General features: G+C 58.2%; 16 protein-coding genes. All 16 read right to left on the bottom strand.

The features are described from left to right. Nucleotides 1-24: 24 nt before the first annotated feature. The 16 genes from rpsS to rplA all read right to left on the bottom strand — a co-directional run bounded on the left by rpsS (nt 25) and on the right by rplA (nt 18,983). Entirely contained in the window at nt 25-303 is a 279-nt protein-coding gene (gene rpsS / locus QS713_RS03560) for a 30S ribosomal protein S19 (RefSeq protein ID WP_102216239.1), read from the bottom strand. Nucleotides 304-319: 16 nt separating this feature from the next. Continuing rightward, nucleotides 320-1,156 carry a 50S ribosomal protein L2 gene (rplB, locus tag QS713_RS03555; protein WP_313272489.1) on the bottom strand — a complete coding sequence of 279 codons (837 nt, stop codon included), beginning with the start codon at nt 1,154-1,156 and terminating at the stop codon, nt 320-322. A 23-nt stretch (nt 1,157-1,179) separates the two neighbouring features. Beyond that, nucleotides 1,180-1,482, bottom strand: coding sequence for a 50S ribosomal protein L23 (rplW, locus tag QS713_RS03550; RefSeq protein WP_102216241.1), 303 nt, complete (start codon nt 1,480-1,482; stop codon nt 1,180-1,182). Then, the gene (gene rplD, locus QS713_RS03545; RefSeq protein ID WP_313272485.1) at nt 1,479-2,117 is read right to left on the bottom strand and encodes a 50S ribosomal protein L4; all 639 of its coding nucleotides are present in this window, start codon (nt 2,115-2,117) and stop codon (nt 1,479-1,481) included. The genes rplW and rplD overlap by 4 nt, the downstream gene beginning before the upstream one ends. 2 nt (nt 2,118-2,119) lie before the next feature. Next, the gene (gene rplC, locus QS713_RS03540; protein WP_102216243.1) at nt 2,120-2,785 is read right to left on the bottom strand and encodes a 50S ribosomal protein L3; all 666 of its coding nucleotides are present in this window, start codon (nt 2,783-2,785) and stop codon (nt 2,120-2,122) included. Between the two features lie 14 nt (nt 2,786-2,799). After that, a complete protein-coding gene (gene rpsJ, locus QS713_RS03535; RefSeq protein WP_102216244.1) occupies nt 2,800-3,108 on the bottom strand; it encodes a 30S ribosomal protein S10 in 309 nt (102 codons plus the stop codon). 330 nt (nt 3,109-3,438) lie between these two features. After that, nucleotides 3,439-4,629, bottom strand: a complete 1,191-nt coding sequence (gene tuf, locus QS713_RS03530; RefSeq protein ID WP_102216245.1) for an elongation factor Tu — start codon at nt 4,627-4,629, stop codon at nt 3,439-3,441. 131 nt (nt 4,630-4,760) lie between these two features. Then, nucleotides 4,761-6,881, bottom strand: coding sequence for an elongation factor G (gene fusA, locus QS713_RS03525; protein ID WP_313272482.1), 2,121 nt, complete (start codon nt 6,879-6,881; stop codon nt 4,761-4,763). 24 nt (nt 6,882-6,905) lie between these two features. Continuing rightward, nucleotides 6,906-7,376, bottom strand: coding sequence for a 30S ribosomal protein S7 (gene rpsG / locus QS713_RS03520; protein WP_102216246.1), 471 nt, complete (start codon nt 7,374-7,376; stop codon nt 6,906-6,908). Then, nucleotides 7,376-7,750 (bottom strand): 30S ribosomal protein S12, encoded by a 375-nt coding sequence (gene rpsL / locus QS713_RS03515; protein ID WP_102216247.1) that lies wholly within the window; start codon nt 7,748-7,750, stop codon nt 7,376-7,378. The genes rpsG and rpsL overlap by 1 nt, the downstream gene beginning before the upstream one ends. Before the next feature lie 367 nt (nt 7,751-8,117). Beyond that, complete coding sequence (locus QS713_RS03510; protein WP_313272480.1) at nt 8,118-8,729, bottom strand: hypothetical protein; 612 nt, start codon at nt 8,727-8,729, stop codon at nt 8,118-8,120. Nucleotides 8,730-8,988: 259 nt separating this feature from the next. Further along, nucleotides 8,989-12,900 carry a DNA-directed RNA polymerase subunit beta' gene (locus QS713_RS03505; protein ID WP_102216249.1) on the bottom strand — a complete coding sequence of 1,304 codons (3,912 nt, stop codon included), beginning with the start codon at nt 12,898-12,900 and terminating at the stop codon, nt 8,989-8,991. A 15-nt stretch (nt 12,901-12,915) separates the two neighbouring features. Next, a complete protein-coding gene (rpoB, locus tag QS713_RS03500) occupies nt 12,916-16,449 on the bottom strand; it encodes a DNA-directed RNA polymerase subunit beta (RefSeq protein WP_313272477.1) in 3,534 nt (1,177 codons plus the stop codon). A gap of 413 nt (nt 16,450-16,862) precedes the next feature. Further along, complete coding sequence (gene rplL / locus QS713_RS03495; RefSeq protein ID WP_313272475.1) at nt 16,863-17,249, bottom strand: 50S ribosomal protein L7/L12; 387 nt, start codon at nt 17,247-17,249, stop codon at nt 16,863-16,865. 63 nt (nt 17,250-17,312) lie between these two features. Then, nucleotides 17,313-17,834 carry a 50S ribosomal protein L10 gene (gene rplJ / locus QS713_RS03490; RefSeq protein WP_102216252.1) on the bottom strand — a complete coding sequence of 174 codons (522 nt, stop codon included), beginning with the start codon at nt 17,832-17,834 and terminating at the stop codon, nt 17,313-17,315. Between the two features lie 432 nt (nt 17,835-18,266). After that, complete coding sequence (gene rplA, locus QS713_RS03485) at nt 18,267-18,983, bottom strand: 50S ribosomal protein L1 (protein ID WP_313272473.1); 717 nt, start codon at nt 18,981-18,983, stop codon at nt 18,267-18,269. Between the last annotated feature and the right edge of the window lie 44 nt (nt 18,984-19,027).

Raw genomic sequence — 19,027 nt, 5'->3', positions numbered from 1 at the left:
TTGCCTCACTTCTCATCGGGCGCCTTAACGGCGTCCTTTGCGGTCGTCCTTGTCATGGCCGCGGAATGTCCGAGTGGGAGCGAACTCGCCGAGCTTGTGCCCCACCATCGATTCCGTGATGTACACCGGCACGTGCTTGCGCCCGTCGTGCACAGCGAACGTGTGCCCCAGGAAGTCCGGGGTGATGACGGAACGACGTGACCAGGTTTTGATAACGTTCTTCGTGCCCTTTTCGTTCTGAGCGTCCACCTTCTTTAGCAGGTGCTCGTCGACGAAAGGACCCTTCTTCAGACTACGTGGCATTATTTGTCAGCTCCTATCAGCGCTTTTTGCCAGTCCGGCGACGGCGCACAATGAGCCTGTCGCTGGCCTTGTTCGGACGACGAGTACGACCCTCAGGCTGACCCCAAGGTGACACTGGGTGACGACCACCAGAGGTGCGGCCTTCACCACCACCGTGTGGGTGATCCACCGGGTTCATAGCAACACCACGAACCTTCGGGCGGCGTCCCTTCCAACGCATCCGGCCGGCTTTACCCCAGCTGATATTGGACTGTTCCGCGTTCCCAACCTCACCAACGGTGGCGCGGCACATGACCTCGACGTTCCGGATCTCTCCGGACGGCATGCGCAGCTGAGCGTAACGGCCTTCGCGGGCCACTAGGCGCACGGAAGTACCGGCGGAACGCGCAATCTTTGCGCCCCCACCCGGGTACATCTCGACAGCGTGAACCACGGTGCCGACGGGGATGTTACGCAACGGCAGGTTGTTCCCCGGCTTGATGTCCGCGTTCGCACCAGATTCCACAACGTCACCCTGGTTCAGTTTTGCTGGCGCCAGAATGTACCGTTTTGTCCCATCTACATAGTGCAGCAGGGCAATGCGCGCGGTACGGTTCGGATCGTATTCGATGTGCGCGACCTTTGCGGGTACGCCATCTTTATCGTTACGGCGAAAGTCGATGAGGCGGTAGGCGCGTTTGTGCCCGCCACCGCGGCGACGTGCCGTGATGCGACCGTGGTTGTTACGACCACCGGTCTTGGTCAGTGGGCGAACCAGAGACTTTTCCGGAGTAGACCGGGTGATCTCCACGAAGTCCGCCACAGAGCTGCCGCGACGTCCCGGCGTCGTCGGCTTGTATCTACGGATTCCCATGTTTATCCTCTACTCTTCGTGTCTCAGGCGAGGTCACCGAAGATGTCGATCGTGCCTTCACGCAGTGTGACAATGGCACGTTTCGTGTTCTTTCGGCGGCCGATCCCGTCGCGCGTGCGATAGGCTTTGCCCTGTCGGTTTTGCGTCGCGACGTGCGAGACCTTTACGTTGAAGATCTTTTCAATCGCGAGGCGGATTTCAGTCTTGTTCGACCGCGGGTCAACGAGGAAGGTGTACTTCCCCAGATCCATTAGTCCCGAAGACTTTTCGGTAATGACCGGCGCGATGATGATGTCGCGAGGGTTTTTCGCTAGTTCCAGGCTCACTTGTTGCCCTCCTTAGCTGCAAGGAACTGCTCGAGCGCGGTCTTGTGGAAGACAACGTACTCGGAGTTCATTACGTCCAGCGTGTTCAACTGGTCTACGTACAGGATGTGTACGTTAGGAAGGTTGCGTACCGACAAAATGTTGTTGTCGTCGCCGCGGAACGTTACGTACAGCGTGCGTTCCCCCGCCGTGAGGCGGTCTACCGCTACGCGCGCTTCCTTTGTTGAGATTTTGTCTTCCGCGATGAAACCGGTGACCACGAGGATCCGGTCTGCGTCCGCCCGGTTGGAAAGCGCACTGTACAGAGCCCCGAGCTTCATTTTCTTAGGGGTACGTTGCGCGTAGGAGCGCGGCTGCGGTCCGTGAACCACACCGCCACCAGCCCACTGGGGTGCGCGGATTGAACCTTGGCGTGCCCGGCCGGTGCCTTTCTGACGCCACGGTTTCTTACCGCCACCAGAAACTTCACCGCGGGTCTTCGCTTTCGCGGTACCCGCGCGAGAAGCGGCTAGTTGCGCTTTCACTACCTGGTGAATGAGGGGCACGTTGACGTCGCGGCCGAAGTACTGTTCGGGTAGTTCCGCGGTCTCAACCTTCTTGCCCTCAACGTCTAGAACGTCAACTTTGTTAGCCATCGTTACGCTCCTTTCACGGCCGTGCGCACGAGCACCACGGCGTTCTTGGGGCCAGGAATGGCGCCCTTAATGAGCAGCAAGCCTTTGTCGGTGTCGACACCGAAAACGCGCAGGTTCTGAACTGTGCGCCGCTTGTTCCCCATACGGCCTGCCATCCGGAGGCCTTTGAAGATACGTCCGGGAGTTGCGCAAGCCCCGATTGAGCCGGGTTTGCGGTGATTGCGGTGTGCACCGTGCGAAGCGGAAGCACCACCGAATCCGTGGCGCTTCATAACGCCTGCGAATCCTTTACCTTTGGTGTTTCCGGAAACGTCTACCTTTTGGCCAACCTCGAAGATATCAGCAGCCAGTTCTTGGCCCACTTCGTAGTTGTCCGCGTCGGAAGTACGTACTTCCACGAGGTGACGGCGCGGCGTTACACCCGCTTTCTTAAAGTGTCCCGCGAGGGGTTTTGTAATGCGGCGAGGATCAATCTCGCCGAAGCCTATTTGTGCGGCTGTGTAGCCATCAGTCTCTTCGGTGCGCACCTGCGTGACGACGTTGGTGCCCACCTGCACGACCGTGAGTGGAACGACTTTACCGTCTGCGTCCCACGCCTGGGTCATGCCGAGCTTGCGGCCAAGTAGCGCCTTAACGGGCGCAACCGCGTGCTTGGTGTCAGTAGTCATTTTTACAGGTTTCCTCAGAGTTTAATATCGATTTTCACGTCAGCGGGCAGGTCGAGTCGCATGAGCGAATCCACTGCCTTGGGCGTCGGGTCGATGATGTCAATGAGACGCTTGTGTGTACGCATCTCGAAGTGTTCGCGGCTGTCCTTGTACTTGTGGGGCGACCGAACTACTACGAAGACGTTTCGTTCAGTCGGCAGCGGCACCGGGCCCACTACCGTCGCACCGGCGCGTTGCACGGTGTCGACGATCTTGCGCGCGGAGCTGTCAATGACCTCGTGGTCATAGGACTTGAGCCGGATGCGGATCTTTTGTCCCGCCATGCCGTCTTTCCTCTCTTAACAGCTACTCACCGGTCCCCGCACTCGGGCGTGTCGCTATTTGCGACGCATTAGCGCGGCGCTCTTTCCTCACGGAGGAGCTGGACCGTATTGTGATCAAAGAACTTTGGGTGATTACCCATCGTTTGCGACAAAGTCGCGTAACGATATCTATCTAGCGAGGCATTGCCTCGTTTGACGCAACCATGACAGTCTTTCAGATTCACAGCGAAATTCCAACCCGAACAACAGCAATTAGACTGTGAATCACGTCAAAGTACAAAAATGTGGCCCGGCCGAATCCGGGCCACATTCAGTAAATCCTAAATCAGATTAGGAAAGTACCTCGGTCACACGACCGGAACCGACGGTACGGCCACCCTCACGGATAGCGAAGCCGAGGCCGACCTCCATAGCGATCGGCTGAATCAGCTCAACCGTGATCTCCGTGGTGTCGCCGGGCATAACCATGTCGGTGCCCTCAGGCAGTTCAATAACACCCGTCACGTCCGTGGTACGGAAGTAGAACTGCGGACGGTAGTTGGTGAAGAACGGCTTGTGACGACCGCCCTCTTCCTTCTTCAGGATGTAAACCTGGCCCTTGAACTTCGTGTGCGGCGTAATGGAACCGGGGATTGCGACAACCTGGCCGCGCTCCACGTCCTCACGCTTGGTGCCACGCAGCAGCAGACCACAGTTCTCGCCTGCCCATGCTTCGTCCATAGCCTTGTGGAACATCTCGATACCGGTAACAGTGGTCTTCTGCGGATCACGGATACCGAGGATCTCGACCTCCGCGTTCAGCGGGAGTTTACCACGCTCAACACGGCCCGTTACCACGGTGCCGCGACCGGTGATGGTGAAGACGTCCTCAATCGGCATGAGGAACGGCTTGTCCATGTCACGCTCGGGGGTCGGGATGTATTCGTCAACGGTCTCCATGAGCTTCTCAACCGCAGCTACCCACTCCGCGTCGCCTTCCAGCGCCTTCAGAGCAGATACGTGGATGATCGGCGCGTTCTCACCGTCGTAACCCTGGGAGTCGAGGAGCTCGCGCACCTCTTCTTCAACCAGTTCCAGCATCTCTTCGTCGTCGACCATGTCGCACTTGTTCAGCGCCACGATGATCGTTGGCACGCCCACCTGGCGGGCGAGCAGTACGTGCTCGCGCGTCTGAGCCATCGGGCCGTCAGTTGCAGCTACCACGAGGATTGCGCCGTCCATCTGCGCGGCACCCGTGATCATGTTCTTCACGTAGTCAGCGTGACCGGGTGCGTCCACGTGAGCGTAGTGACGCTTATCGGTCTGGTACTCAACGTGAGACACGTTGATGGTAATACCACGGTCGCGCTCCTCGGGAGCGTTATCCACCTGATCGAACGGCGTGAAGTCGTTCAACTCAGGGTACTTGTCGTGCAGTACCTTGGTGATTGCCGCGGTCAGCGTAGTTTTACCGTGGTCAACGTGACCAATGGTACCGATGTTTACGTGCGGTTTTGTCCGCTCAAACTTGGCCTTCGCCACTTGTGTCCTCCTGGACTCGGGTAGATGATTACAGCCTTTGGCTAGGAATTAGCCTAGCACCAAAAACGTGATCGATACTACGGGGTTTACATATTGTGCGCGGGTTAACGCCGCTTTTGGCTTAACTATTGCTATTCGCCATGAGCCTTGCCGATGATTTCATCCGCAACGCTCTTAGGAACCTCTGCGTAACTGTCGAACTGCATCGAGTAAACAGCGCGGCCCTGCGTCTTAGAACGCAAGTCCCCAACGTACCCGAACATTTCCGACAGTGGCACCTGGGCCCGTACAACCTTCACGCCGTGAGCATCCTCCATTGCCTGGATGGAACCACGACGGGAGTTCAGGTCGCCAATAACGTCGCCCATGTACTCCTCAGGCGTACGAACCTCAACAGCCATAATCGGCTCAAGCAGAGCCGGTGAAGCCTTGCGGGCACCCTCGCGGAATACCTGCACACCAGCAATCTTGAACGCCATTTCCGATGAGTCAACGTCGTGGTACGCACCGTCGAGGAGCGTAGCCTTGACACCCACCACCGGGTAGCCGGCGAGCACACCAGTTTGCATAGCATCCTGAATACCCGCATCGACCGACGGAATGTACTCGCGCGGAATGCGGCCACCAGTGACCTCATTCACGAACTCGTACGTATTCTCGTCATCAACCTCGAGAGGCTCGAACTTACAAATCACGCGCGCGAACTGGCCGGAACCACCGGTCTGCTTCTTGTGCGTGTACTCGAGCTTCTCGACAGTCTTTCGGATCGTCTCGCGGTAAGCAACCATGGGTTTACCCACGTTCGCTTCCACTTTGAACTCGCGACGCATGCGGTCAACGAGCACGTCTAGGTGAAGCTCACCCATACCGCCGATAACGGTCTGGCCGGTTTCGTCATCCAAACGCACCGTGAACGTCGGATCCTCTTCCGCGAGCTTCTGGATCGCAACCCCAAGCTTCTCTTGGTCCGCCTTCGACTTCGGTTCGATGGACACGTGAATAACCGGCTCGGGGAACGTCATGGATTCGAGGATAACCGGCTTATCTTGCGCCGAAAGCGTATCGCCCGTGGTCGTATCCTTCAAACCAATGAATGCGTAGATGTGGCCTGCGTGAGCCACGTCAACCGGGTTTTCCTTGTTCGAGTGCATCTGGAAAAGTTTGCCAACGCGCTCACGCTTACCCTTGGTTGCGTTAAGCACCTGGCTGCCGGACTCCACCTTGCCGGAGTAAACGCGCACGTAGGTGAGCTTGCCGTAGAACGGGTGTACCGCAACCTTGAATGCGAGCGCTGCGAACGGAGCGTTCTCATCCGCCTCACGGGTAATGAGTTCTTCTTCATTGCCAGCAACGTGACCTTGCACGGCCTCTACATCCAGCGGCGACGGCAGGTACTCCAACACGCCATCGAGCATCGGTTGGACACCCTTGTTCTTGAACGCAGAACCGGCGTACACGGGGTATGCGGTTGAGGAGATCGTCAGGTCGCGAATTCCCTTGCGTACCTCATCGAGGCTCAGTTCCCCTTCGTCGAGGTACTTCTCCATCAACTCGTCATTTGCCTCGGCAGCTGCCTCAATCGCAGCATCGTGGTATTCCTGAGCCTCATCTTTCAACTCAGCTGGAATCTCACGTTCTTCCACTACCGCACCGAACGTGGGGTTACCCTTGTCGTCCTTCTCCGGGAAGTACAGGGCCTTCATTTCGAGCACGTCAATGACGCCCTCAAAATCGTGCTCCGCACCGATCGGCATGGTGATCACGATCGGGGTTGCCTTGAGGCGGTCGCGAATCGTCTGCAGTGAGTACTTGAAGTCCGCACCCAGCTTGTCCATCTTGTTGATGAAGCAAATGCGCGGCACGTTGTACTTGTCAGCCTGACGCCACACGGTTTCCGACTGAGGTTCAACGCCCTCTTTACCGTCGAATACCGCTACTGCACCGTCGAGTACGCGCAGGGAGCGCTCCACCTCAACCGTGAAGTCCACGTGACCGGGAGTGTCAATGATGTTGATCTGGTGGTTCTTCCAGTAGCAAGTAGTCGCAGCTGACGTAATGGTGATGCCGCGCTCTTTCTCCTGCTCCATCCAGTCCATGGTGCCGGCACCATCATGGGTTTCACCCATCTTGTAGTTGATACCGGTGTAGAAAAGAATGCGTTCGGTACAGGTAGTTTTACCGGCATCGATGTGCGCCATAATGCCGATGTTACGGACCTTAGTGAGATCCGTAAGTACCTCTTGTTGTCCCACGAAGTATTTCCTAACCCTTGTTTCTTACCAGCGGTAATGAGCGAACGCCTTGTTGGCCTCCGCCATCTTGTGAACGTCCTCACGGCGCTTCACTGCGGCCCCAAGGCCGTTGGAGGCGTCGAGAATTTCGTTCATCAAACGATCCGTCATGGTCTTCTCACGACGCTTGCGCGAGAAATCCACTAGCCAACGCAGCGCCAACGTAGTTGCGCGCGAAGCACGCACCTCCACCGGCACCTGGTACGTAGCGCCACCAACGCGGCGCGAACGCACCTCAAGCTGCGGCCGAATGTTATCGAGCGCGCGCTTGAGCACTACAACCGGATCCTGCTCTGTTTTCGAACCAATGCCCTCGAGCGCACCGTATACAATCCGCTGCGCCAGCGACTTCTTACCGTCGAGGAGCACGCGGTTCACCAGTTGCGACACGACCTTCGAGCCGTATACCGGGTCTTCAACGAGCGGACGCTTAGGAGCTGGACCTTTACGACTCATTACTTCTTCTCCTTCTTCGCACCGTACTTGGAACGCGCCTGCTGCCGGTCACGCACACCCTGCGTGTCCAAGGAGCCGCGCACAATGCGGTAACGAACACCCGGGAGGTCCTTCACACGACCACCGCGCACGAGCACGATGGAGTGCTCCTGCAGGTTGTGTCCCTCACCGGGAATGTAAGCCGTGACCTCGATACCCGTGGACAGGCGCACACGCGCCACCTTCCGCAGGGCGGAGTTCGGCTTCTTCGGGGTTGTGGTGTACACGCGGGTGCACACGCCACGACGCTGAGGGCTTCCCTTCAACGCGGGGGTGGCTACCTTCGCGTGCTTGGTGCTACGTCCTTTGCGCACCAGCTGCTGTATTGTAGGCACTACTTCTCCGTATTCTTCTTACACGTTGTTTTCAATAGTCTTCGCGGCGCCGGAATGGCTCTGCCAGGCCCTGCACTGATTTCGGACACACCGGTGTCCGTCAGGGCCGGCCCGCCACCGCTTGAAACGCATAACCCCGGGAAAGCCTGAAGTTGATCGCTCATTTAGGTAACGTCCGGAGCTCCGACGAACCGTCTAGGAGCCCGCTATCAGCACTAAAGCTGAAAAATGATACCCGGCGACGCGGGCACCGTGTATAAATCTACGGTTTTGCGCGCTAAAGGTCAATATTTACTTCCCCGCAAGCAGCCTTCGTTATCAAACTCACTTAGACGCACCATCGCCTCTACGCGCAAAGCCCCGCCCCTCACTTGCGTCTGCGCCTCACCGTAATAACCGTACCGGCCGCGAACAAAGCCACCACACCCACCAGGGCCACCGCCTCATAAACCAAATTATGCGAATTTAACCGGTGAGCAGGTGCAGACGGACCCGGCTCACCATCCGACGCGGACGCCTCAGGCGTATTTACTGCCGCCTGGGGAGCATACTGACCGGGCGAAGGAGACCGATGAATCGGATACATCGGAACGTAAACTTCCGTGCGGTATCCCAACCGGGCCCCAACCCCATCGTCATCGCACGGCTCATTTGTAAACCCAAGCATCTTGCGCGTAATCGTCCCAATCCGCGAGCCCACTACCAGCTGCAACGTCTCCCCATCGCGCAACGTCACCCGCTTCGGCGCCGGCTGCCCCTTGTAGTAGAACACGCCGCCCTCAACCTCGGGAATATCTACCCAATCCGCATCCTCGCACCCATCCATAAACGAACGGGAATCAAACAAAACGGCCTGCGTCACCTCATCGGACGTATCCGGTGACACGGCCCGCGCCTGAACGGTCCACACACAACAAAAAATCAGCACAAACGCGAACACGCCAACAAATAGGCGGAAACCGCGCTGCGCAACACGCACGCTACTCCACACTCCTTTCAAGAACTAAACCAACCAAACTCAACTCCAACTGCCAAGCTCAGTCCCAATAGCGAAGTCAATCCCAGCCGAACTAAATCCCAACTGCCAGGCATAGTTTCAATTGCGAAGTCAATCCCGGCCCAATTAAATCTCAGCCAAACTCAGTCCCAATAGCCAAGCTCAGTCCCAATTGTACGGGTCGCAAAATGGCGGGAACCCGGCTGCCCGAGCTCCCGCCATCTTCAACTAGTTGAACCGACTACTCACCTTCCGTGAACGGCGCGTCAAAATCAATCGCGTTCAAAGAAGCGAGGAAATCTTCGGGTACCTCTCCCATCTGGAAATCCGCCTCCACGTAATCGGAGTTCGCCATCGCCTCGGGCGTGGGCTCCACGTGGATATCGCGGTAACGAGCAAGGCCCGTCCCAGCGGGAATCAACTTACCGAGAATCACGTTCTCCTTCAGACCAACCAGCGGATCCGACTTCGCGTTCATCGCCGCTTCCGTAAGGATCTTAGTGGTCTCCTGGAACGACGCGGCCGCCAACCACGAGTCCGTGGCCAACGACGCCTTCGTGATCCCCATCAGCTCCGGACGGCCAGCAGCCGGACGGCCACCTTCCGCCACGGTAGCGCGGTTCACGCGTTTGAACTCGACCTCGTCAACCAACTGGCCGGGCAGCAGCTTCGTGTCACCCGGATCATCCAGCACGGTGACGCGACGCAGCATCTGGCGAACAATCACCTCAATGTGCTTGGAGTGAATGTCCACACCCTGCGAGCGGTACACCTCTTGCACCTCGTTCACCAGCTGACGCTGCGTCTGCGACTTGTTCCGAATCCGCAGCATCTTCTTCGGGTCCAAACGGCCCTCGGTGAGCTTCGTGCCAACCCCGATGTGCTCGCCGTCCGCAACCAGCGGCTCTTGCCGCCGCGACGTCTCCACCACCAGGTCCGCTTCCCCATCATCGCGTTTAATGATGATCTTGCGTACCGCCGGGTCCGAATCGTCAATGGAAACCACGCCAGCAGCCTCCGCCATCTGTGCCTCCCCCTTCGGGGTGCGGGCCTCAAACAGCTCCTGGACACGCGGCAGACCCTGGGTAATGTCCGCTGCGGACGCCGCCCCACCCGTGTGGAACGTACGCATCGTCAGCTGAGTACCGGGCTCACCGATCGACTGCGCGGCAATAATCCCCACGGCCTCACCGATGTCCACGCGCTTACCCGTGGCGAGCGAGCGGCCGTAGCAAGCCGCACACGTCCCAACTGCGGACTCGCAGTTGAGCACGGAACGGACCTTAATCTGGGTAATGTTCGCCGCGACGAGCTTCTCGATCGCCACGTCCCCAACGTCCGCTCCCGCTTCGAGGATCACGTTACCGTCCGCGTCCTTCGCATCCGACGCGAGCGTACGCGCGTACACAGTGGTTTCCACGTTGTCCGCCACGTGCGCCACCCCGTCTTCATCCAGAGTCGCGATCGTCATCGTCTGCCCGCGGCGCGTACCACAGTCCTCTTCTTGAACGATCACGTCTTGCGACACGTCCACCAGACGCCGAGTCAAGTAACCCGAGTCTGCGGTACGCAACGCCGTATCCGCCAAGCCCTTACGAGCACCGTGAGTAGCAATGAAGTACTCCAGCACAGACAGGCCCTCGCGGTAATTCGACTTAATCGGCCGTTCAATCAGCTTCTGCTTCGGGTCCGACACCAGACCACGCATACCCGCTACCTGGCGGATCTGATCCCAGTTACCACGCGCACCTGACGACACCATCTGGTACAGCGTGTTCCGGGCAGGGAACGCGTCTTCCATGGCATCCGCCACTTCGCGCGTCGCTTCCGTCCACGTTTCCACCAGGCCGGCGTAGCGCTCGTCGTCGGTGATCTTACCGATGTCGTAGTCACCTTGGATCTTCGCGGCTTTTTCTTCGTATTTCGCGAGGATCGCTTCTTTCGATGAGGGGCTAACCAGGTCGGAGAATGCAATCGTGATCTCAGACCAGGTGGACCAGTAGAAACCGGCTTCCTTCAACGCGTCCAAAGATTCTGCAACGAGGACCTTCGGGTAGCGTTCCGCGAGGTCGTTCACGATCTTGCCAAGCGCTTTCTTGTCCACCAGCTTGTCCACGAACGGGTAGTCCACGGGCAATAGCTGGTTGAACAGTGCGCGGCCAAGCGAGGTGACCACCTCAATTGGGTCCCCCTCGCGGTAGCCCGCCTGCGGTTCCCAACCGGCCGGCGGAATCGTCTCGTTGTCCAAACGCAGGCGAATCCGCTGGTTTAAATGCACCTTACCCAGGTCAAACGCCATGAGTGCTTCCGACACGGACGTGTAGCGCGGCAGCACTTCGTGTCCTTCTTCGTCGCGCGGCACTTCCAGACGTGGGTCCGGGTCGTTGGTCAGGTGGTACAGGCCGATCACCATGTCCTGTGAAGGCATCGTGACCGGACGACCATCCGACGGCTTGAGGATGTTGTTCGAGCTGAGCATCAGAATCCGCGCTTCAGCCTGTGCTTCTGCGCCGAGCGGCAGGTGCACTGCCATCTGGTCACCGTCGAAGTCCGCGTTGAACGCGCCACAAACGAGGGGGTGAAGCTGAATTGCTTTCCCTTCAATAAGCTGCGGTTCGAACGCCTGGATCCCCAAACGGTGCAGCGTGGGCGCACGGTTCAGCAAAACGGGGTGTTCAGCAATAACCTCATCGAGAACGTCCCACACCTCAGGACGCTGCCGGTCCACCTTCCGCTGCGCCGCCTTAATGTTCTGCGCGTACTTCTTTTCGATAAGCCGCTTCATAACGAACGGTTTGAATAGCTCCAACGCCATCTGCTTGGGCAGACCGCACTGGTGCAACTTCAGGCTTGGGCCCACCACGATCACGGAACGACCGGAGTAGTCCACGCGCTTACCGAGCAGGTTCTGCCGGAACCGCCCCTGCTTACCCTTCAGCATGTCAGACAGGGACTTCAGAGGACGGTTCCCCGGGCCGGACACGGGCCGGCCACGCCGACCGTTGTCGAACAGGGCATCCACAGATTCTTGCAGCATGCGCTTTTCGTTATTCACGATAATTTCGGGCGCATTCAAATCCAGCAGTCGCTTCAACCGGTTGTTGCGGTTAATTACGCGCCGGTACAGGTCGTTCAAGTCGGACGTTGCGAAACGCCCCCCGTCGAGCTGCACCATGGGCCGCAAGTCCGGTGGAATAACCGGGATCACGTCCAGCACCATGGACTCCGGTTTGTTATCCGTGGTGAGGAACGCGTTCACTACCTTCAAACGCTTGAGCGCACGGGTTTTGCGCTGTCCCGTTCCCGTATTAATAACCTCGCGTAGTTTCGCAGCTTCGGCTTCTAGATCGAAGTTCTTCAACCGCTCCTGCACCGCTGCCGCACCCATGGATCCTTTGAAGTAGATCCCGTAGCGGGCCTGCAGTTCGCGGTAGATCCCTTCGTCTCCCTCCAGATCCCCGACCTTGAGGGACTGGAACCGATCCCAAACCTGCTCCAACCGCTCTAAGCGCTGTTCGAAACCACGGCGGATCTGATTCATCTCCCGCTCGCCAGCTTTACGCGCCTTGTCACGCGCATTCTGGGTAGCGCCATCAGCTTCCATCTGCGCGAGCTCTTCCTCCAGAGCCTGCGCCCGCTGGTTAATCGCGCCGTCACGCTTATCCTCAATGTGCTTGCGCTCTACCTCAAGCTCATTACTCAAGGTGGGAAGGTCCTCGTGGCGAGCGTCTTCATCCACCTCGGTAATCATGTACGCCGCGAAGTAAATGACTTTTTCCAAGTCTTTTGGCGCGAGGTCCAGCAGGTACCCGATGCGTGAAGGCACGCCCTTGAAGTACCAGATGTGGGTTACGGGGGCGGCCAGTTCAATGTGGCCCATGCGTTCACGACGCACGTCCGCACGCGCAACTTCAACCCCGCAGCGTTCGCACACGATTCCCTTGTAGCGCACCCGCTTGTACTTACCGCACGCACATTCCCAGTCCCGAGTAGGCCCAAAGATGCGTTCGCAGAACAAACCTTCCTTTTCGGGCTTCAGGGTGCGGTAGTTAATGGTCTCCGGCTTCTTAACTTCACCGTGGCTCCGGGACAGGATGTCCTCGGTGCTTGCCAGACCAATATGTAATTTTTCAAATGTATTGGCATCGATCACGATGAGAACTCCTTATTAAATGTCGTCAATCAAGGCGCCGGCCTGCGGACGGGTGTCGAGGGTAATCCCCAACTCTTCCGTCGCTGAACGCGCCGTGTCGTGGGTCGTCAGGTCAATCACATTGCCTTCCGCGTCCAGTGCCTCAACGTTCAAGCACAGTGAACGCATCTCGTACATGAGCACGCGGAAGGACTCGGGAATCCCTGCCTCAGGAATGTCCTCACCCTTCACAATCGAGTTCACAACCGACACGCGGCCCTTCATATCGTCCGACTTAATGGTCAGCAGTTCCTGCAGCGCGTACGCCGCGCCGTATGCCTCCAGCGCCCACACTTCCATCTCGCCGAAACGCTGGCCACCGAACTGGGCTTTACCACCCAGCGGCTGCTGCGTAATCATCGAGTACGGACCCGTGGAACGAGCGTGGATCTTGTCGTCCACCAAGTGGTGCAGTTTCAGCATGTAGGTGTAACCCACCGCCATGCGGTACGGGAACGGTTCCCCACTGCGCCCGTCGTAAAGCTGGGCTTTACCTTCGTCGTTAATGAGGCGCTGGCCGTCGCGGTTCGGCAGCGTGTTGCGCAGCAGCCCCATGAGGGTTTCTTGCTCCACACCGTCGAACACGGGGGTAGCAACGTTGGTGCGTGCAGGCGCTTTAATGCCTTCCGCAGGAATGTGTTTCGTCCATTCCTTCGCCGCTTCAACCGCTGCGGAGGCGTCCCAGCCCATCGCTGCGATCCACCCCAGGTGGTATTCCAGTACCTGCCCAACGTTCATACGCCCGGGCACACCCAGCGGGTTCAAGATGATGTCGACCGGGGTGCCGTCCTCAAGGAACGGCATGTCCTCTACCGGCAGTACCTTGGACACAACACCCTTGTTACCGTGCCGGCCCGCGAGCTTGTCACCAACGCGGATCTTGCGGCGCTGCGCCACGTAGACCCGGACTTTCTGCTGCACACCTGGCTGCAGTTCGTCCTCGTCCGCGTTCGCTTCGCGCACCCCGATCACGATTCCGGATTCACCGTGGGGTACGCGCATCGACGTGTCCCGCACCTCGCGGGCTTTCTCACCGAAGATCGCGCGGAGCAAACGCTCCTCACTGGTCAGTTCCGTCTCGCCTTTAGGCGTGACCTTACCAACCAGGATGTCGCCCGCTTCCACTTCTGCGCCGATACGGACAATACCGCGTTCGTCGAGGTCCGCGAGCGCCTCTTCAGACACGTTCGGCAGGTCGCGGGTGATCTCTTCGTAACCCAGTTTCGTTTCGCGCGCCGCGATCTCGTATTCCTCAATGTGGATTGAGGTGAGTACGTCGTCCTGGACCACGCGGTCCGACAGGATGATCGCGTCCTCGTAGTTCAAACCTTCCCAGGACATGTATGCGACCAGGAGGTTCTTGCCGAGCGCTAGTTCCCCGCCCTGTGTGGCGGGGCCGTCCGCAAGTAAGTCCCCAACCTCAACGCGGTCGCCTTCATCTACGACTACGCGCTGGTTCGTGCAGTTACCGGGGTTGGAGCGCCCGAACTTTTCGAGTCGGTAGGAATCCGTTCCCCCCTCATCAGTCATGATGGACACGAGGTCGGCAGACACCTCTGTGACTACGCCCGCGTTCTTGGCGATGATCATTTCGCCGGCGTCCACTGCTGCGCGTCGTTCCATCCCGGTACCCACCAGCGGAGCTTCCGTGGTGAGCAGTGGCACGGCTTGACGCTGCATGTTCGCACCCATCAGAGCGCGGTTCGCGTCGTCGTGCTCGAGGAATGGGATCATCGCGGTAGCGACGGACACCATCTGGCGGGCAGACACGTCCATGAGGTCTACATCTTCTGCGGGTACCAGGCCTGGGTCTTCCCCAGCGATCCGGCACAGCACCTGTTCGGCAACGAATCGGCCCTGCTCGTCCAGATCAGCGGATGCCTGGGCGATGAAGTGCCCATTCTCTTCGTCGGCTGTCATGTAGTGGATTTCATCCGTTACCTGACCGTCTTTAACGACGCGGAACGGGGTTTCCACAAAGCCGAACGGGTTGATGCGCGCGAAGGTTGCGAGCGAACCGATCAGACCAATGTTCGGACCTTCAGGAGTTTCAATTGGGCACATGCGGCCGTAGTGGGACGGGTGCACGTCGCGCACTTCCATGCCGGCGCGGTCGCGGGATAGACCACCGGGCCCGAGGGCGGACAGGCGGCGTTTGTGCGTCAGCCCGGCCAACGGGTTGTTCTGGTCCATGAACTGCGACAGCTGTGACGTGCCGAAGAACTCTTTGATCGCCGCGGTTACGGGGCGAATGTTAATCAGTGACGTCGGCGTGATCGCTTCGATATCCTGCGTCGTCATGCGTTCGCGAATGGTGCGTTCCATGCGTGCCATGCCGGTGCGCACTTGCGCTTGGATCAGTTCGCCTACCGCACGGATCCGGCGGTTACCGAAGTGGTCAATGTCATCCACGTCGAGGGGCAGTTCAACAGGTTCCCCGTTGCGCATCCCCGCGAATTTAATTTGTTCACGTTCCCGACCGGTGGCGTTGCCGCGTTTGTGCAGTGCAAGCAGGTATTTCACGGTCTGCACGATGTCTTCAAGACGCAGCACAGATTCGTCGAGGTCCGTTTCAAGCCCCAGTTTTTTGTCGATCTTGTAGCGACCAACTTTTGCTAGGTCGTACCGCTTGGGGTTGAAGTAGAAGTTTTCAATGAGGTTCTGCGCGGCTTCCGCTGAAACCTGTTCCCCTGGGCGGATCTTGCGGTAGATGTCCGTAAGCGCTTCTTCTTGCGTGGATACCGTGTCTTTTTCGAGGGTTTCGATGAGCACGGGGTATTCCGCGAACATGTCTCGCAGTTCTGATTCGGGAATGCCGAGGGCTTTCAGGAAGTGGGTTACGGGCTGTTTGCGTTTGCGGTCGATCCGCACGCCCACGGCGTCGCGTTTGTCGATTTCAAACTCGAGCCACGCACCGCGGGAGGGAATAATTTTGGCCGTGTAGATTGTCCGGTCGGAAGTCTTGTCGGCTCCGGCTTCGAAGTAAACGCCGGGTGAACGGACGAGCTGCGACACGACGACGCGTTCGGTGCCGTTGATAATGAAGGTACCGCGGGGTGTCATGAGGGGGAATTCCCCTAGGAACACGGTTTGAGATTTGATCTCACCCGTGGTGTGGTTCATGAAGTCGGCTTGCACGTACAGCGGTGCTTCGTACGTTTTGTCTTTCTCGCGGCACTGTTCCACGGAGTACTTCGGTGGTTCAAAGTGGAACTCGCGGAATGCGAGCGACATGGTGCCAGCCACGTCTTCGATTGGTGAGATTTCGTTGAAAATGTCTTCTAAGCCAGACGTTTCCGGCAGCACTTTCCGGCCGGAACTGTTTGCAGCTTCCACTCGGGCACGCCACTGATCGGTGCCGAGGAGCCACTCGAAACTTTCTGTCTGTAGGCTTAGGAGGTTTGGGGCCTGCATCGGTTCGCGGAATTTGGCGAACGAGATGCGCGGCGACAAATGGTTAGCGGCAGAATGACTCTGTGCAGCCAAAGGGCAATCCTTCCCAGCTTTCATTTAATGCGCGCGGCGCCCATGCCCCTCGCTAAACCCCACTCACGGACACTAGCGCTCTTTTCATGTACGTGAAGCAGGTAGCATCGGACAATATGCGCAACTGTCTACACTACCAGCACTAATAGTGTTTGCCAATACCACTAACTGTATCGTGTGGCAAATCACGACACTCTGGCCGCTTCAGTACGTCACTTCTCACCTGGTTCAACCCAAACTGGGACGCATTTCGCACGCTGCAATCCATGTGGCCATATGCGCTCGGCAATAGGCAGTAGCGGGCAGGTGCAGGACACGACCGGGCCACGTGCGGCCATTGGTGTGCGGGAATAAGGGATATGGCAAATGGAACGAAATTCGGGTAGCAAAAAGGGAGGCCCCGGCGTGGAACCTCCCTTTTTTTGAAGCTGGTTTCGTTACTTGAGGGTAACGGTACCGCCTGCGGCCTCAATGTCGGCCTTCATCTTCTCAGCGTCTTCCTTCGAGACACCCTCGGCAACCGTGGAAGGCGCACCTTCAACGCGGTCCTTGGCGTCCTTCAGGCCCTCACCCGTGATCGCCTTAACGGCCTTAATCACAGCGACCTTCTTGTCGCCGAAGGATTCGAGGACGACCTCGAACTCGGTCTGCTCTTCAGCGGCGTCTGCTTCGCCACCAGCAGCGGGAGCTGCGGCAACAGCGGCTACTGGAGCAGCAGCCTCAACGTCGAATTCTTCCTCGAACTTCTTGATGAAGTCGGACAGTTCTACAAGGGTGAGTTCCTTGAAAGCATCAATCAGCTCTTCAGCGGTGAGCTTAGCCATAATGGCACTTCCTTCCGTTTACCCCAGGTGGGGTGGTTTAAATTATCTCGCTATTACGCGGCTTTAAGCCGCTTCTTCCTGCTTTTCACGCAGCGCGTCGACGGTGCGAACCATCTTCGTGGGTAGCGCAGCGAATGCAAATGCGGCCTTGGACATGCCAGCCTTGAGCACACCTGCAGTCTTGGAGAGCATAACTTCGCGAGACTCCAGGTCCGCGAGTTTCTTAACTTCTTCCTCAGACAGGTGAGCGCCTTCCATGACACCGGACTTCAGGACCAGTGCCTCGTTCTCCTTGGAGAAATCACGCAGTGCCTTCGCGGCGTCCACAACCTCACCGGTCACGAACGCGATCGCGGTGGGGCCAACCAGGTCTTCAGCGAGGAAGTCGTAGCCGGCTTCTTTCGCCGCGATCTTAGCGAGCGTGTTTTTCACCACGGAGTATTCGGCGTTCCCGGCCATCGAGCGACGCAGGTCTTTCATCTGCGCCACGCTCAAGCCACGGTACTCAGTCAGCACAAGCGCATTCGCTTCGCGGAAACGCTCCGCCAAACGAGCTACTGTCGCTTCCTTATCGGACCTTGCCATGGTCCTCCTTCCGTGATCAGCCGCGGCCCCAATGTGGTTAAACGTGCGGGAATTAAAAAATCCCTGTGCCACACGCGGGTGCACAAGGACGAAAAATCAGCTTGTAACTCACCTGCGTAGGCTCCATCACGGATTTAACCCCAAGGGGTACCAACGGTCTTTGGCTAATCATTAGCTTAGCCCGCGTATTCGCGCTTGCCAACCCACCACCAGGTGCATTCAGTCACAGGCCCTACCCTGAGGCGCTTTGCTCACCACCGCACGAACGCGGCGCCAACCAGACCTACTCACAAACGCGGCGCCAACCAGACCTACTCACAAGCGAGCACTTCGAGAAACCACCGCCACCCCACCAAAGTAATGGAGGCCGGTCGGGTGGGTAACAAAAAGTGGTGGGAACTAGAAGCTCCCACCACTCAGTGTTAAAACGCGTTACGCGGCGTCGTCGCTGTCGAGGTTCCGTGTCTTCGTGGCATCCAGTGGGATACCCGGCCCCATCGTGGTGGAAACCGTTGCTTTACGAATGTAACGGCCCTTCGAAGCAGCTGGCTTCAGGCGCAGGATCTCGTCGAGCACGACCGCGTAGTTCTGCGTGAGAGCTTCCGCGGTGAACGAGGTTTTCCCAACGATGAACGCGAGGTTCGAGTGCTTGTCGATGCGGAACTCAATCCGCCCACCCTTAATCTCTTTAACGGCTTTCGCCACATCCATCGTCACCGTCCCGGTTTTCGGGTTAGGCATGAGGCCACGCGGACCCAGCACCCGGCCGAGGCGACCAACTTTACCCATGAGGTCTGGGGTTGCGACGGCCACGTCAAAGTCCGTGTACCCACCCGCGACCTTCTCGATCAGGTCGTCAGATCCAACTTCGTCCGCACCCGCGTCGATAGCGGCTTGCGCGCGGTCACCCTGAGCAAAAACCAGGACCCTTTGGGTCTTGCCCGTACCGTTCGGCAACGAAACGGTGCCGCGGATCATCTGATCGGCTTTACGCGGGTCAACGCCTAGGCGGAACGTGACCTCAACGGTGGCGTCGAACTTAACAGTTGACGTTTCTTTAGCGAGGCGGAACGCCTCAAGAGGAGCGTAAACCTCCCCCTCATGTAGTTTTTCAGCTGCCTTCCGGTAGCCTTTGGAACGCTTTTTCATCTGCTCTTCTCTTTCTGCAGTTGCGGTTTGGGCAGCGTGGCCCT

It is taken from the genome of Gleimia hominis (assembly GCF_032085515.1).
Taxonomy (GTDB): Bacteria; Actinomycetota; Actinomycetes; order Actinomycetales; family Actinomycetaceae; genus Gleimia; species Gleimia hominis.
This window is presented reverse-complemented; position numbering and strand designations above follow the sequence as displayed.

Coding starts and splice junctions, on each gene's coding strand:
- rpsJ (WP_102216244.1), bottom strand. CDS start 3,108: ATGGCGGGACAAAAGATCCGCATCCGGCTCAAGTCCTATGACCACGAG.
- rplL (WP_313272475.1), bottom strand. CDS start 17,249: ATGGCTAAGCTCACCGCTGAAGAGCTGATTGATGCTTTCAAGGAACTC.
- rplD (WP_313272485.1), bottom strand. CDS start 2,117: ATGGCTAACAAAGTTGACGTTCTAGACGTTGAGGGCAAGAAGGTTGAG.
- rplC (WP_102216243.1), bottom strand. CDS start 2,785: ATGACTACTGACACCAAGCACGCGGTTGCGCCCGTTAAGGCGCTACTT.
- rplA (WP_313272473.1), bottom strand. CDS start 18,983: ATGAAAAAGCGTTCCAAAGGCTACCGGAAGGCAGCTGAAAAACTACAT.
- rpoB (WP_313272477.1), bottom strand. CDS start 16,449: ATGAAAGCTGGGAAGGATTGCCCTTTGGCTGCACAGAGTCATTCTGCC.
- rplB (WP_313272489.1), bottom strand. CDS start 1,156: ATGGGAATCCGTAGATACAAGCCGACGACGCCGGGACGTCGCGGCAGC.
- rplJ (WP_102216252.1), bottom strand. CDS start 17,834: ATGGCAAGGTCCGATAAGGAAGCGACAGTAGCTCGTTTGGCGGAGCGT.
- rpsS (WP_102216239.1), bottom strand. CDS start 303: ATGCCACGTAGTCTGAAGAAGGGTCCTTTCGTCGACGAGCACCTGCTA.
- rpsG (WP_102216246.1), bottom strand. CDS start 7,376: ATGAGTCGTAAAGGTCCAGCTCCTAAGCGTCCGCTCGTTGAAGACCCG.